Below are 13,335 nucleotides of genomic sequence, written 5' to 3' on the forward strand. Positions count from 1 at the left end.
GATCCTCGGTGCCCCGGCAGAGTAGTGCCCGCGCCCCCGCCGCGCGAGCCCGGAGCACGCCCGCGACCCGCGCCTTTGCCCGGCCCGGGGCGTACGCACGGTTCTCCGGTCAGTGCCCGGCCGGCTCCGACTCCTCGCCCTGCCCGGCGTGTTGGGCCGCGCGCGGCATCAGGAAGGCCACCAGGAAGGCGGCGGCGAGCCCGCCCGCCGCCATCAGCAAGGTGGCCACGGCCGCCGCGCCCATGCCGTGTCCGGTCCGGGCGAAGAAGGCCGTGCCCAGGACGGCGACGCCGATCGAACCGCCGAGCTGCTGCACCGCGTTGAGCACCCCGGAGGCGGAGCCGGTCTCCTGGTCGGACACACCCGCCAGCGCGATGTCGAAGAACGGCGCCATCACCACACCGAGTCCCGCGCCGCTGACCAGCAGGGACGGTACGAGCTGCCAGCTCGTCACGGAGTCGCCCGCCAGGCGCACGGTCAGCGCCACCGCGCCCACGGACAGCGCGGTGAGCAGCAGTCCGCCCTGTACGGCACGGCGGCCGTAGCGCGGGCCGAGCCACATGCCGGACAGCGTCGCGCCGACGGCGGAGCCGAACGCCCAGGGGATCATCGTCGCGCCCGCGTGCAGGGCGCTGAAGCCGAGCCCGTACTGGAGGTAGAGGGTGACCACCAGCATCAGGCCGGTCAGCGCGGCGAAGAAGACCAGGCCGACGGCGAGGGAGCCGGTGTAGCCGCGGTGCCGGAACAGCCCCGGCTCGATCAGCGGCGAGCCGCCGCGGGCCCGTACCGACTTCTGGTAGCGCGCGAAGAGGACGAGGACCGGTACGGACGCCGCCATGCAGAGGTGACTCCACAGCGGCCAGCCCAGGTCGCGGCCCTGCACCAGCGGATAGACCAGCAGCAGAACGGCGACGCTGAGGATGCCGACACCCGGCGCGTCGAGCCGGGGCGGCCGTGGGGCGCGGCTCTCCGGCAGTACGCGCAGGGCGGCGGCGAAGGCGACGAGCGCGATCGGCACATTGATCAGGAAGATCGCCCGCCAGCCGGTGCCGAACAGATCGGCGTCGGTCAGGAAACCCCCGAGCACCGGACCGGCGACCGCCGCCAGACCCATCACCGGCCCGAACACGCCGAAGGCGGCGCCCATTTCGGCCGGCGGAAAGACCTCCCTGATCAGGCCGAGGCCCTGCGGCACCATCATCGCGGCGAACGCGCCCTGCGCCGCCCGCATGCCGATCAGCATGTCCGCGGAGCCCGAGCAGGCGCACAGCAGCGAGCAGACCGCGAAGCCCGCCACCCCGATCAGGAACATCCGGCGGCGGCCGACGATGTCACCGAGCCGCGCCCCGGTGATCATCAGGACGGCGAAGGCGAGGGTGTACGCGGCGGCGATCCACTGGATACGGGTGGAGCTGCCGCCGAAGTCCGCCTGGATCGAGGGCGAGGCCACGCCGACGATCGTGGCGTCCAGCAGGTCCATCACCTCCACGGCCAGGACCACGGCGAGGGCGAGCCAGCGCAGCCGCGCACCGCCGGCCGGGGCCGCGTCCGGCTCCGACGCGCGATCCGGGTCCTCGGTGAGGGTCGATGCGGTCACGGTGATTCCTCCGGGCGGTGGCGGGACGACGCGCTGAGAACGAACACTGTTCTACTTACGAACACTGTTCGCGTCAAGTACGATGTTCGCAGCAGCTGTCCCTGGAGGTTCCACCGCCGTGACCGAGATCCCCGCCCCGCCCTGGGGGCCGACCCGCAAGCGCGCGCCGCGCCGCGTCCTCAGCCAGGACGGGATCATCGCGGCGGCCCTGCGGATCGTCGACACCGAGGGCATCGACGCGATGAGCATGCGCCGGGTCGCCCAGGAGCTGGGCACGGGAGCGGCCTCCCTCTACGCGCACGTCGCCGGGCGGGACGAGCTGATCGCCCTGGTCCTCGACCGGGTCAGGGCCGAGATCCACTGCCCGGTCCCCGACCCCGAGCGGTGGCAGGAGCAGGTGAAGGACGTGATGCGGCAGGCCCGCGCGGCGCTGGCCGCGCACGGCGACCTGGCCCGGCTCTCGATCGAGATCGGCGTCCCCACCGGCGAGAACGCGATGCGCACGGCCGAGGGCGTGCTCGCCATCCTCGCCGCGGGGCGACTGCCCGTGCAGGTCTGCGCCTACGGGGTCGACGCGCTCGCGCTGTACGTCACCGCCGCCGCAGCCGAGGAGGCCGCCCTCGCCTTCCGCACCGGCGTCACGACGGCGGGCAAGGACGACTTCCTGGCCCAGGTCCGCGACTACTACAAGAGCCTGCCCAGCGGGCAGTTCCCCGTCATCACCGGCATGGTCGACGAGCTGATGCGGGACGTCGGCGACGAACGCTTCGAATTCGGCCTCGACCTGCTGGTCTCCGGCCTCGCCCGGCACGCGGTCCCGGCGGCGGGGGAGTAGGCCACCCGCGCAGATCCGGCCGCCCGCCCGTATCCGGCCGCCTGCCCAGATCCGGCCGCCCGCCCGTATCCGTATCAGGCCGGTCGGCCGCCCGCACGGCCCGGGGCTCGCTCAGCCGGCCCGCTCGTTCGGCGCGCCCGCACACTCAGTGCGGCTCCCGGATCGCCGCCGCCCCCGCCGTGCACAGGCCCAGCACCACCCAGCCGAACCACAGCCAGCCGTTCGACCCCAGTGCCACGGTGTAGGCGACCACCGCTACCAGAAACGCCACCGTGGTCAACGCCATCGCTTTCACGGAACCCGGCATCGCACGCCTCCCTTCCGCAGGCGCGTGCGCGCACCCGCCGACGAGGCGGAAGCCGTATCGCGGCCCTTCCTTCATGGTGACCCCACGGGCACCCCGTGCGCCACCACGCCTCTCGGCCCGCCGCGTGCCAGGCCGCTCACCACTCCCCGTCGGTCACCCGGCCCGGATCGTCGCCCAGGTGCTCGACCTGCTCCGGCTTCGGCGGCGCCCACGGCTGTTCGTCGTCGCCCAGCCAGTCACCGACCGGCCTGACCCCGGTCAACGGCTCGGTGGCGGCCAGATCCTCGCCGTCCGCGTCGTAGTAGTCGAACCACGGCAGCCCCGCCGCGTTGTACGCCGCCCGGTCCACCGGGGACGCGGGCGCCGGTTCGCCGGTGATCTCCCGCCACTGCGGGGCCGTCGCCAGATGGACGAAGACCCGGCCGGACGGCTTCTTCCGCCAGTCCTGCGCGGGCCGCTCGTCGCGGTACACCTCCTGGCGCATCCGGCCGCCCGCGCCGAGCCCCATCGCGGGCGCCGACCTGGCCGCCATCGGTGCGGGCGGCGGCACGGGACCCCCGCCAGGGGCCATCGACGGGAGCGCGGGTCCGCCGTACCCCCCGCCCGCCTGCGCCGACACACCCCACGGCCCGTTCGTCGTCACCGTCCTGCGGCTCTGCTCGGCGCGCCAGCGCGCCAGCGGCTCCTCGCGCAGCTCGAACACCTGGAGCTGCACCCCGCCCCAGACCTCCTCGCCGGAGACCTGCCCCTCCACGGTCGCCCCGAGCCCCAGGGGCACGGCCACGAACTGCCGGATCGTGCCGGGGCCCGAGTTGATGCCGTCCAGCCACGGCTGCCGGGGCAGCACCACGTAATTCTGCGGATCGCGCGACAGCCGGTCGCTCCACGGCCGACCCGACACCGCGCACACCTTCCCGACACCGACCTGGAGGGCGGCGGGCGCGGCCGAGGAGAAGCTGAGCCACATCGCCTCGCGCTGATACACCGGCAGCAGCACCCCGCCGTGCGCGCGCCACCGCTCCGGAGTCCGCCCGGCGAAATCGCCCACGCGGCGCAGCGGGAAGGAGCCCAGGCCGGGCGGCAGCGGGTGCGTGCCCTTCTCGGGCAGCCGCAGCGTCCGCATGAAGCGGACCGTCACCCCGCCGGGCAGCTCCAGCGCCGCCCCCGAGATCCGTACCTGTTCGCCCATCCCGGGCCCCCCTCCGTCAGCCGCGACCGCGCGCCTCCAACGATGCCAAATACGCGTTGTACGCGACGAGTTCCGCGTCACCGTCGCGGTCCGCGGCCCGGTCGCCGCGCCGTGCCTGCCGCTGCTCGGAGGTGTACCACTGGAAGAGCAGCGCCACCAGCACGACGACCGACGGGATCTCGCTGAACGCCCAGGCGATGCCGCCCGCCGCCGTCTGGTCGCCGAGCGCGTCGATGCCCAGCGAGGCGGGCGGGTGCTCGAAGGTGGTCAGCATCGGCTCGCTGGCCATCATGACCGCGATGCCGAAGAACGCGTGGAAGGGCATCCCCGCGAACAGCTCCAGCATCCGCATCACATAACCGGGCCGGTGCGGCCCCGGGTCGACGCCCATGATCGGCCAGAAGAACAGCAGACCCACCAGCAGGAAGTGCACCATCATCGCGATGTGCCCGGTCCTGGTGTGCATCAACGTGTCGAAGATCGGCGAGAAGTACAGCCCGTACAGGCTCGCGATGAACAGCGGGAGCGTGAAGGCCGGGTGCGTGATGATCCGCAGATACCGGCTGTGCAGCAGCTTCACCAGCAGCTCGCGCGGTCCGGTGCGCCCGCGCTCGGCGGCGGGCAGCGCCCGCAGCGTCAGCGTCACCGGGGCGCCCAGCAGGATCAGGATCGGCGAGAGCATGCTCAGCACCATGTGCTGCACCATGTGCACGCTGAACATGACCATGCCGTAGTCGTTGAGCTTGGTGCACATCACCAGAGCGACCGTCAGCACCCCTGTGACGAACGCCACGGTACGGCCGGGCGACCACGAGTCGCCGCGCCGCCGCAGCCGCAGCACACCCCAGCCGTAGAGGACCAGCGCCACCAGGCAGCCGATGAGGAAGAACGGATCGCCGCCGCTGAACGACAGCCCCCGGCCGAGGGTGAACGGCGGCAAGTCCATGTGCATGCCGTGTCCGCCGTGGTCCATCCGTCACTCTCCTGTCGCGCCGGGCCGCGTGCTGCCGGTCCGGCCCGTGCTCCGATTCGACCCTTGTGCCCGCTCCAGAGTAGAACCGCCCCCGGACGCCGATTCGGCCGGGGGCGGGGAGCGCCGACGCACGTGGTCGGAGCACGTCATGAAGCGTCAGGACACGCCACTCACAGCACGCACTCGGCCTCGACGTACCGCTCGGCGGGCACCGTCTTCAGGTGCTCGACGGCCTCCCCGAGCGGGACCAGCGTGATGTCGGTGCCGCGCAGCGCCGTCATCATGCCGAACCGGCCCTTGTGGACGGCCTCCACGGCGTGCCAGCCGAAGCGGGTGGCGAGAACGCGGTCGTACGCGGTGGGCGTGCCGCCGCGCTGGACGTGCCCGAGGATGACCGGCCTGGCCTCCTTGCCCAGCCGCTCCTCCAGCTCGACCGAGAGCTGGTTGGCGACGCCGCTGAACCGCTCGTGGCCGTAGATGTCGGTCGCGCCCGACGTGAAGTCCATGGTGCCCTCGCGCGGCTTGGCGCCCTCGGAGACCACCACGATCGCGAACTTCTTGCCCGCCTCGAAGCGCTGGCCGACGACCCGCGCCAGCTCCGACACGTCGAACGGCCGCTCCGGCACCAGGATCGCGTGCGCGCCCGCCGCCATCCCGGAGTGCAGCGCGATCCACCCGGTGTGCCGCCCCATGACCTCCACGATCAGCACCCGCTGGTGCGACTCGGCGGTGGTCTTGAGCCGGTCCAGGGCCTCGGTGGCCACCATCACGGCGGTGTCGAAGCCGAAGGTCACGTCCGTGGACGCGATGTCGTTGTCGATGGTCTTGGGCACACCGACGATGGGCAGGCCCGCGTCCGACAGCAGCCGGGCCGCCTTGAGGGTGCCCTCACCGCCGATCGGGATGATCGCGTCCAGGCCCAGGTCGGCCACGTGGCCCCTGGCCTGTTCGACCCCGCCGCGCAGGTGGGCGGGCTGGACCCGCGAGGAGCCGAGGATCGTGCCGCCGCGCGCGAGGATGCCGCTCACGGCATCGAGGTCCAGCTTGCGGTAGTCGCACTCGAGCAGGCCCTTCCACCCGTCGTGGAAGCCGATGACCTCGTCACTGTGGTCCACCACGGCGCGGTGCACCACGGACCGGATGACGGCGTTCAGCCCGGGGCAGTCGCCGCCGCTGGTCAGCACACCAATACGCATTGCTCTCGTTACTCCCGCAACTCGACCGGACGGCCGGACCCCGTCGTCCGGATGGATCGCAGCCAGCTTACCGAGAGCGGCTGTCACGCCTCCACGGCGACCGAACTGCGGACACCTGACGATTACTCAAACTCCGGGGAACGCCTGCGCAGCGTGACGGACCCACCTCGGACCCCCGCCGACGCACGACGCCCGCGCCCTCCTGCGAGGACACGGGCGCGGTACGGGTCAGGCGGGTCGGAACGGTGTCACGCGGGCTGTACGGCCGCCGCGATCCGCTCGGCGCGCAGCGCCTCGAACCACTGGTCGTCGACCGGCGGCAGCGCGTTGACGTCCAGCGCGAGCTTGATCAGCAGGTCGGCGATCTGCGGATTGCGGGCCATCACCGGACCGTGCATGTACGTGCCGAAGACCGTGTCGTTGAAGGCGCCCTCGGTGCCGTCCCCCGTGCCGTTGCCCTTGCCCATCCGCAGCCGGGCCAGCGGCCTGGCCTGCGGGCCGACATGGGTGACGCCCTGGTGGTTCTCGAAGCCGGTCAGCGGCGGCAGATTGAGGTGCGGGTCGATGTCGGCCAGGACGTCGCCGACGCACCGCTCGCCCTCGCCGCGCACGCTCACCACGTCGAGCAGGCCGAGGCCCGGCTCGGGGCGGCCCAGGTCGTTGACGAACTCGTGGCCGAGGATCTGGTAGCCCGCGCAGACCGAGAAGACGATCGCGCCGTTGGCGACCGCGCGGTTCAGCCCGCCGTCGCGGCGCAGCCGCTCCGCGGCCAGCCGCTGCGGGCGGTCCTCGCCGCCGCCGATCAGATAGATGTCACCGGACGTCGGCACCGGCTGGTCGGAGCGGACGTCGACCCGGGTGACCGGCACCCGGCGCTGCTGGGCGCGGCGCTCCACGACCAGCGCGTTGCCCTGGTCGCCGTAGGTGCTCAGCAGGTCGGGGTAGACCCACACCAGGCGGAGGCTGGACTCACTCATGCGTGCTTCTCCTTGTCCGTCGTCAGCAACGTGACGCGATGTGACGCGACGTGGTCGCGGTCAGTTGCCGACCCGGCGGCGCAGGTCCTGGAAGGCGGTGTAGTTGGCGATGGCCTCGATCCGGCCGGGCGGCGCGGAGCGCACCGCCTCGTCGAGGTTGGCGCAGACCCGGAACTGGAGCCCGGCGACCTCCAGGCGGACCGCGAGGTCCAGCTTGCGGTCGCCGATCACCATGATCGGGTGTCCGGCCAGCCGGGTGTAGTCCACGTCCCACAGCCAGGAGGTGTCGGTGCCGTCGGCGCCGCGCGCGTTGACCGACAGGATCACCGGGGTGGGCGGGCCGTCGATCAGGGAGAAGGTCTCCAGCCAGCCGGCCGGGTTCTTCGCCAGCAGCAGCCGCAGTTCGCGCTGCTGGAAGCTCACCACGTCGTAGCGGCCCGCGACCGCCTGCACCGCGTACATCCGCTCCAGCGCGACCTTGGGGTCGATGCCGAAGGCCGCGGCGGCGGCGGCCGAGACCGCCGCGTTCGACTTGTTGGCGCGGCCCGGGAGCTGGAGGTGGATCGGCCAGGCGGAGCCGTGCGGGTCGATCACGTGGTCGCCGGACAGCGCCCAGGTCGGGGTGGGGCGGCGGAAGCCGCACTCGGCGCAGAACCAGTCCTCCGACGGGCGTTGCAGGACGCCGCCGCAGGACGGGCACGACCAGGCGTCGTCCTTCCACTCCTGGCCCGCCGCGACCCACACCACGGTCGGGCTGGAGGAGGCGGCCCAGGTGATCAGCGGGTCGTCGGCGTTGGCGATGATGATCGCCTCGACGCCTGCCAGGCCCTCGCGCCACTTCTCGGCCAGCATGCGGGTCTCGGCCGCGCGGTCGAGCTGGTCGCGGGAGAGGTTGAGCAGCGCGATGGCCTTGGGGGCGACGTCGCGGGCGACGCCCGCCAGGTACTTCTCGTCGACCTCGATCACGCCGAAGCGCGCCTCGGAGCCGCCCGCCAGCGCGGAGGTGATCCCCGCGGGCATGTTCGCGCCGAGCGCGTTGGAGACGACGGGGCCGCCCGCGCGCAGCGCCTCGGCCAGCAGCCGGGTGGTGGTGGTCTTGCCGTTGGTCGCCGACACCAGGATCACGTCGAGGTGCCGGGCGAGCCTGGCCAGCAGGTCGGGGTCGAATCTCAGCGCCACCTTGCCGCCGATCACCGAGCCGCTGCCACGGCCTGCCGCACGCGACACGCCCGCCGCCACCTTGCCCGCCGTCACGGCCAGTTTCGCCCGCGGCGACAGCGGCTCCGAGTTGCCTGCCATCGTCTCTCTTCCTCCTCGACTGCGACCGGCCCCGCTGCCCCGTGGCGGCTGGTTGTACGCCTCCGAGCGCCACTTGGGCGGCCGACAAGGTTCGGTCCCGGCTCAGCCTATCGACTCCGGGCCCCCGGACCGCACCGCGCCGCCCCGGTCGGACCGTGCGCCGAACTCCACGCGCACCGGGGGCATCCGCGCCACCGGCGCTGTCTGTGGGGACGGGTGCGGCCCGCTCGCGGTTCCTGATCCGCCGACCGCGTCACAGCCCCGGGCTGCCCGCCCGGTCGCCGGCCGCCGCGAGGCGGCCCCACAGCAGGTCGGCCAGGTGCCTGACCAGCAGGTCGCGGGAGAACGGCCGCTCGCCGAGCCACCAGTCGCCCGCCGCGTACATCATGCCGACGATGCCGTGTCCCCAGGCGCGGGCGAGCTGCTCCGAGTCGGGGCCGAGGTCGAGGCGTTCGGCGATCACCTCGGCCAGGTCCTCGCCCATGCGGCGCAGCAGCGGTACGGAGTGCCGTCCGGCGTCCAGTCCCTTGTCGCCGTCGGCGGGCGCCTCGGCCGGGTGCATCAGGAAGCGGTAGACCTGCGGGTGGGCCTCGATGGCGGACAGATACGCGTGCAAGGTGGCCTCGACGCGGTCCCTGCGGTCGCCGGGGGAGTCCAGCGCGGCCCGCAGGGTGGCCAGCAGCGCGTCGGTGTGCCGCTTGGCCAGCGCCCGGTACAGGCCGCTCTTGTCGCCGAAGTGCCGGTAGAGGATCGGCTTGGTGATGCCCGCCTCGGCGGCGATGGCGTTCATGGACGCCTCGGGCCCGTCCCGCAGGACGACGCGGTCGGCCGCTTCGAGCAGCTCCGCCCGGCGCCGTTCCGTGGCCGTCCGCTGGTCCTGCCGCTGGCCGGTGTCCACCCGCGCCTCCCCAATTGTTCGATTGCTGGTGGTCAGCGCAACGTAACACCCCGCCAGCCGCCCCCCGCGCGCGGCGGAATGAGTTGACATGGCCTACCGGTCGGTAACAGACTGCTGTTACCGCTAGTAACTGGCACGTGGAGGGGAAGATGGGCGACTTCACGCTCGAACTCAATGACGACCAGCAGTCCGTGCGCGACTGGATCCACGGCTTCGCCGCCGACGTGATGCGCCCGGCCGCCGCCGAATGGGACGAGCGCGAGGAGACCCCGTGGCCCATCATCCAGGAGGCCGCCAAGATCGGACTGTACTCGCTGGACTTCTACGCCCAGCAGTTCTTCGACCCCACGGGCCTGGGCATCCCGCTCACCATGGAAGAGCTGTTCTGGGGTGACGCGGGCATCGCCCTGTCCATCGTCGGCACCGGACTCGCCGCCGTCGGCGTCCTCGCCAACGGCACCGAGGAGCAGATCGGCACCTGGGTCCCGCAGATGTACGGCGACGCCGACGACGTCAAGCTCGCCGCCTTCTGCTCCTCCGAGCCCGACGCGGGCTCCGACGTCTCCGCGATGCGCACCCGCGCCGTCTACGACGAGGCCACCGGCGAGTGGGTGCTCAACGGCACCAAGACCTGGGCCACCAACGGCGGTATAGCCAACGTCCACGTCGTCGTCGCCGTGGTCGACCCGGAGCTGGGCACCAAGGGCCACGCCTCCTTCATCGTGCCCCCCGGCACCCCTGGCCTGTCCCAGGGGCAGAAGTTCAAGAAGCACGGCATCCGCGCCTCGCACACCGCCGAGGTCGTCCTGGAGGACGTACGGATTCCCGGCGACTGCCTGCTCGGCGGCAAGGACAAGCTCGACGAGCGGCTGGCACGGGCCCGCGAACGGGCCAAGTCGGCCCATGGCGGCGAGCGGGTGAAGAACGCGGCGATGGCCACCTTCGAGGCATCCCGCCCGGCGGTCGGCGCCATGGCCGTCGGCACGGCGCGCGCCGCGTACGAATACGCCCTCGAATACGCCACCGGCCGCGAGCAGTTCGGCCGCCCGATCATCGACAACCAGGGCGTCGCCTTCCAGCTCGCCGACATGCGCACCCAGATCGACGCCGCCCGCCTCCTGGTCTGGCGCGCCTCCTGGATGGCGACGGCGGGCAAGCCCTTCACCTCCGCCGAGGGCTCGATGTCCAAGCTCTTCGCCAGCGAGACCGCCAAGAAGGTCACCGCCCAGGCCATCCAGATCCTCGGCGGCAACGGCTACACCCGCGAGTACCCGGTGGAGCGCATGCACCGCGACAGCGCGATCTACACGATCTTCGAGGGCACCAGCGAGATCCAGCGTCTGGTCATCGCCCGCACGCTGTCCGGGATGCCGCTGCGCTGAGGCGGCGCGACGGCACAGGGCTCAGGGGCGGACGCCGGGGGTGTCCGCCCCTGACGCATGTCCCGGCGGCCACCCCCTCGTTGGGCAGGGTGTACATCATCCGATACGCGCCGATTTCCGGCGCAAGCCCCGGGGAGGGCCGATGGCCGACCCGCAGTGGAAACGACTCATCGAACACGTCATGGCGGTCCCGGAACGCGTCTACGAGCACTGGAGCGGCGCCGACGGCTGGGACAACGACACCGAATTCGGCAAGGAGTACGGAGAGAACCGCGTCTCCTGGTGCGTGATCTTCGACTGGGACATGTACCACGACGTCGGTCTCGACCAGGCCGTCCCGAAGACCGACAACGTGACCGCGTTCAGCACATGGGCCCGAAGCAAGGGCGCCTGGTCCGCGTACCCGAGCATCGGCGCCTGGGTGAATCTGGACGGCGGCGGGCACACCGAGATCGTCACCGGCTTCGACGAGCGCTACGTCCACACCAAGGGCGGCAACAGCGTGAAGGCCGGGGCCACCGACCGGGGCCAGGGCAACGGCGTGTGGTCGCACCGTGAACTGCGTCACGCCCAGCGCGTCACCGGCTACTTCGCGCCGCGCTTCCCCGACGGGATCTGCCCGCCGACCGCGGACCCCGCCGACCCGCGCGGCGGCACGGCGGTCGCCTCCTACCGAGTGCGCCCGACCGCCACCACGCACCCGGCGCCCGCGTTCCCCGGCCGTGAGTACTTCGTCCTCGGCGCGGTCAGCGACCACACCCTGCTGCTCCAGACCTGGCTGCAACGCGGCAACTGGGGCCCGCCGTACAAGGTCGGCCCGTCCCGCACCATGACCGCGCTCGACCTGACCAAGGTCAAGGCCCTCCAACGGCACTACGTCGCCGCGCTCGGCCCGGCGGACGGCGCCGTCGGGCCGCTGACCTGGCTGTACGCCTACGAGGTCGCGTACGGCCTGCGCGCGAGATGACCGCCGCCGCCCGGCGCGGCCCCGCGTGACTAGTCCCCGTCGTTGCGGTAACCGCGCAGCAGGAACCAGGCGAGGAACACCACACCGACCACCGAGACGACGATGATGCTGCGCATCACCGGACCGGGGCCGGGCGAATTCGACATCGCGAACGTCGTGACGTCGTGGAACGCGCCGAGATCCATGTGGGTATGCATGGGGGTACTCCTTATGGTCCGGCTGCCCAGGGTAGACCCGCGCCCCGAGCCGTCCGCGCTCCGGGTCGGCCCGCGCGCCGACCCGGAGCGCGCGCCCAGGTCAGTGGCCGGAATGCGGGCAAAGCGGCACCAGTGTGTCCGGGCGGTCACCGCACGCGCACGTCGTCTGGTTCAATAGGACACATGGCCAGCACTACTGACTCCGGGACAGGTCGCGACGACCTCGAACCCTTCTGGCCGTCCCGGCAGGAGCACCACTTCGACCGCTGGTGTTGCCGCGCGACCCCCGCGCGGACCCGCGTCCTGAGCTGACCCCGCCGCACCGGCCTCCGAGCCGCTGCCCGCAGCCACCGGTCCCCGCGCAATACGGCGTCCTGACGACCCCATCGCGCGAAAGAGCCGAATCATGTCGAACCTGCCGAACGTCCACTCCCTTTCCACGCTGCCCGCCCGACCGGGCGGCGCGCCCTCCTCCGGCGGCGCTCCGGCCGTCAACCGGCAGCGACTGCGCGCCGTACGCCCCGACGAGGTGCCGCCCGCACCGGACTTCCTGCCGCCCGGCGCCACCTGGCTGCCCGCGCCGGGGCATGTGCTGCCCACCATCCCCGGCGGCGCCCCGATGGTCGGTTACCTGGTGCTCGTCCCGGCCGAGCAGGTCCCGACCGCCGTCCCCGCCCCGGCCCCCGAGTTCCGCACCGGCCGGGCGGAGACCTCCGACCCGCTGTCCCAGGTGCCGATCAGCATCGACGACGAGCGCCGCACCGCCGCGGTCGACGGTCGCCAACTTGACCTGACCTACCTGGAGTTCGAACTGCTCGCGCACCTCGTCGCGCACCCGCACCGGGTGCACTCGCGCGACCAGCTCGTGACCACGGTCTGGGGATACGGGCATGTCGGCGACGGCCGCACGGTCGACGTCCACGTCGCCCGGCTGCGCCGCAAGCTCGGCGCGGAGCACCGCGCCAGCATCGTGACGGTGCGCCGGGTCGGCTACAAGTACGCCCCCGCCGCGCCGGTATCGACCGCGGGCGCGACCGCGGCTACGGCACGACCGTGACCGGCCACCGTCCGGCTTTCACGAGCCGGACGGCGACCGAGCCGACGAACCGGTGCCCGGCGCGCTCCGAGGCGCCCACCACGACCGCGTCCGCGGTGAGCTGTTCCGCGGCCGTGGTCAGGCCGTTGTAGGGGTCGCCGCGGAAGGTGTGGAACTCCCATCGCACCGTGAACGTCCCCTGCAACCGCTCGACGGAGTCGCGGATCTCCGCCATGAGCTGCTCGGCGATCCCGGTGTCGACCTCCGACACCGGGACCCCGAGGGCGGCGCCGGTCGGCATGTACGGCTGCACGTAGACCAGGGCGAGCAGCGCGTGCTGCCGCCGCGCGAGCCCCGCCGCGTACGCGGCGGCCCGCCACGACGTGTCGGAGCCGTCCAGTCCGGCGAGGATGACCTTCGGTCCGTCCGTGCCGCGCTCGAAGTGCGCCGGCAGCTTCTGCTCTTCCACGCGCGCCAGGCTA

The 13,335-nt window shown here is 72.5% G+C and carries 15 protein-coding genes; 5 read left to right on the forward strand and 10 right to left on the reverse strand.

What is annotated here, in order from left to right; translation table 11 throughout:
- Positions 1 to 109: 109 nt before the first annotated feature.
- On the reverse strand, positions 110 to 1,597 hold the full coding sequence (locus ACIP4Z_RS23710) for an MFS transporter (RefSeq protein WP_401311172.1): 1,488 nt from the start codon (positions 1,595 to 1,597) through the stop codon (positions 110 to 112).
- A 118-nt stretch (positions 1,598 to 1,715) separates the two neighbouring features.
- Between ACIP4Z_RS23710 and ACIP4Z_RS23715 the strand changes: the two genes are divergently transcribed.
- Complete coding sequence (locus ACIP4Z_RS23715) at positions 1,716 to 2,432, forward strand: TetR/AcrR family transcriptional regulator C-terminal domain-containing protein (protein WP_391045120.1); 717 nt, start codon at positions 1,716 to 1,718, stop codon at positions 2,430 to 2,432.
- A 145-nt stretch (positions 2,433 to 2,577) separates the two neighbouring features.
- Here the strand turns inward: ACIP4Z_RS23715 and ACIP4Z_RS23720 are convergent, their stop codons facing one another.
- From ACIP4Z_RS23720 to ACIP4Z_RS23750, 7 genes are all read right to left on the reverse strand, one after another.
- Positions 2,578 to 2,739, reverse strand: a complete 162-nt coding sequence (locus ACIP4Z_RS23720; protein WP_355341139.1) for a hypothetical protein — start codon at positions 2,737 to 2,739, stop codon at positions 2,578 to 2,580.
- Positions 2,740 to 2,875: 136 nt separating this feature from the next.
- A complete protein-coding gene (locus ACIP4Z_RS23725; protein WP_401311176.1) occupies positions 2,876 to 3,928 on the reverse strand; it encodes a hypothetical protein in 1,053 nt (350 codons plus the stop codon).
- A 16-nt stretch (positions 3,929 to 3,944) separates the two neighbouring features.
- On the reverse strand, positions 3,945 to 4,901 hold the full coding sequence (locus tag ACIP4Z_RS23730; RefSeq protein WP_391045115.1) for a cytochrome c oxidase assembly protein: 957 nt from the start codon (positions 4,899 to 4,901) through the stop codon (positions 3,945 to 3,947).
- Positions 4,902 to 5,071: 170 nt separating this feature from the next.
- Positions 5,072 to 6,097: a 6-phosphofructokinase gene (locus tag ACIP4Z_RS23735; RefSeq protein WP_188282470.1), complete on the reverse strand. Its 1,026-nt coding sequence runs from the start codon at positions 6,095 to 6,097 to the stop codon at positions 5,072 to 5,074.
- A 248-nt stretch (positions 6,098 to 6,345) separates the two neighbouring features.
- Positions 6,346 to 7,074 (reverse strand): type 1 glutamine amidotransferase, encoded by a 729-nt coding sequence (locus ACIP4Z_RS23740; RefSeq protein ID WP_188282469.1) that lies wholly within the window; start codon positions 7,072 to 7,074, stop codon positions 6,346 to 6,348.
- A gap of 60 nt (positions 7,075 to 7,134) precedes the next feature.
- Entirely contained in the window at positions 7,135 to 8,373 is a 1,239-nt protein-coding gene (locus ACIP4Z_RS23745; protein ID WP_355341129.1) for a MurT ligase domain-containing protein, read from the reverse strand.
- A gap of 253 nt (positions 8,374 to 8,626) precedes the next feature.
- On the reverse strand, positions 8,627 to 9,271 hold the full coding sequence (locus ACIP4Z_RS23750; RefSeq protein ID WP_188282467.1) for a TetR family transcriptional regulator: 645 nt from the start codon (positions 9,269 to 9,271) through the stop codon (positions 8,627 to 8,629).
- Positions 9,272 to 9,420: 149 nt separating this feature from the next.
- On the opposite strand from ACIP4Z_RS23750, the gene ACIP4Z_RS23755 reads away from it, so the two are divergent.
- Positions 9,421 to 10,653, forward strand: a complete 1,233-nt coding sequence (locus ACIP4Z_RS23755) for an acyl-CoA dehydrogenase family protein (protein WP_355341126.1) — start codon at positions 9,421 to 9,423, stop codon at positions 10,651 to 10,653.
- A gap of 142 nt (positions 10,654 to 10,795) precedes the next feature.
- Complete coding sequence (locus tag ACIP4Z_RS23760; RefSeq protein WP_401311183.1) at positions 10,796 to 11,620, forward strand: hypothetical protein; 825 nt, start codon at positions 10,796 to 10,798, stop codon at positions 11,618 to 11,620.
- A 29-nt stretch (positions 11,621 to 11,649) separates the two neighbouring features.
- On the opposite strand, the gene ACIP4Z_RS23765 is transcribed toward ACIP4Z_RS23760, so the two are convergent.
- Entirely contained in the window at positions 11,650 to 11,817 is a 168-nt protein-coding gene (locus tag ACIP4Z_RS23765; RefSeq protein WP_355341375.1) for a hypothetical protein, read from the reverse strand.
- A 183-nt stretch (positions 11,818 to 12,000) separates the two neighbouring features.
- Here ACIP4Z_RS23765 and ACIP4Z_RS23770 point away from each other — a divergent pair, with 183 nt between their 5' ends.
- Both ACIP4Z_RS23770 and ACIP4Z_RS23775 read left to right on the forward strand, forming a co-directional pair.
- Positions 12,001 to 12,129, forward strand: coding sequence for a hypothetical protein (locus ACIP4Z_RS23770; RefSeq protein WP_262928374.1), 129 nt, complete (start codon positions 12,001 to 12,003; stop codon positions 12,127 to 12,129).
- A 94-nt stretch (positions 12,130 to 12,223) separates the two neighbouring features.
- Positions 12,224 to 12,874: a winged helix-turn-helix domain-containing protein gene (locus ACIP4Z_RS23775; protein ID WP_355341119.1), complete on the forward strand. Its 651-nt coding sequence runs from the start codon at positions 12,224 to 12,226 to the stop codon at positions 12,872 to 12,874.
- Here the strand turns inward: ACIP4Z_RS23775 and ACIP4Z_RS23780 are convergent.
- Positions 12,858 to 13,322, reverse strand: coding sequence for a universal stress protein (locus tag ACIP4Z_RS23780; protein ID WP_355341116.1), 465 nt, complete (start codon positions 13,320 to 13,322; stop codon positions 12,858 to 12,860). The genes ACIP4Z_RS23775 and ACIP4Z_RS23780 overlap by 17 nt on opposite strands.
- Positions 13,323 to 13,335: the final 13 nt, after the last annotated feature.

This window comes from Streptomyces sp. NPDC088910 (genome assembly GCF_044749865.1).
In the GTDB taxonomy this organism is placed as follows: domain Bacteria; phylum Actinomycetota; class Actinomycetes; order Streptomycetales; family Streptomycetaceae; genus Actinacidiphila.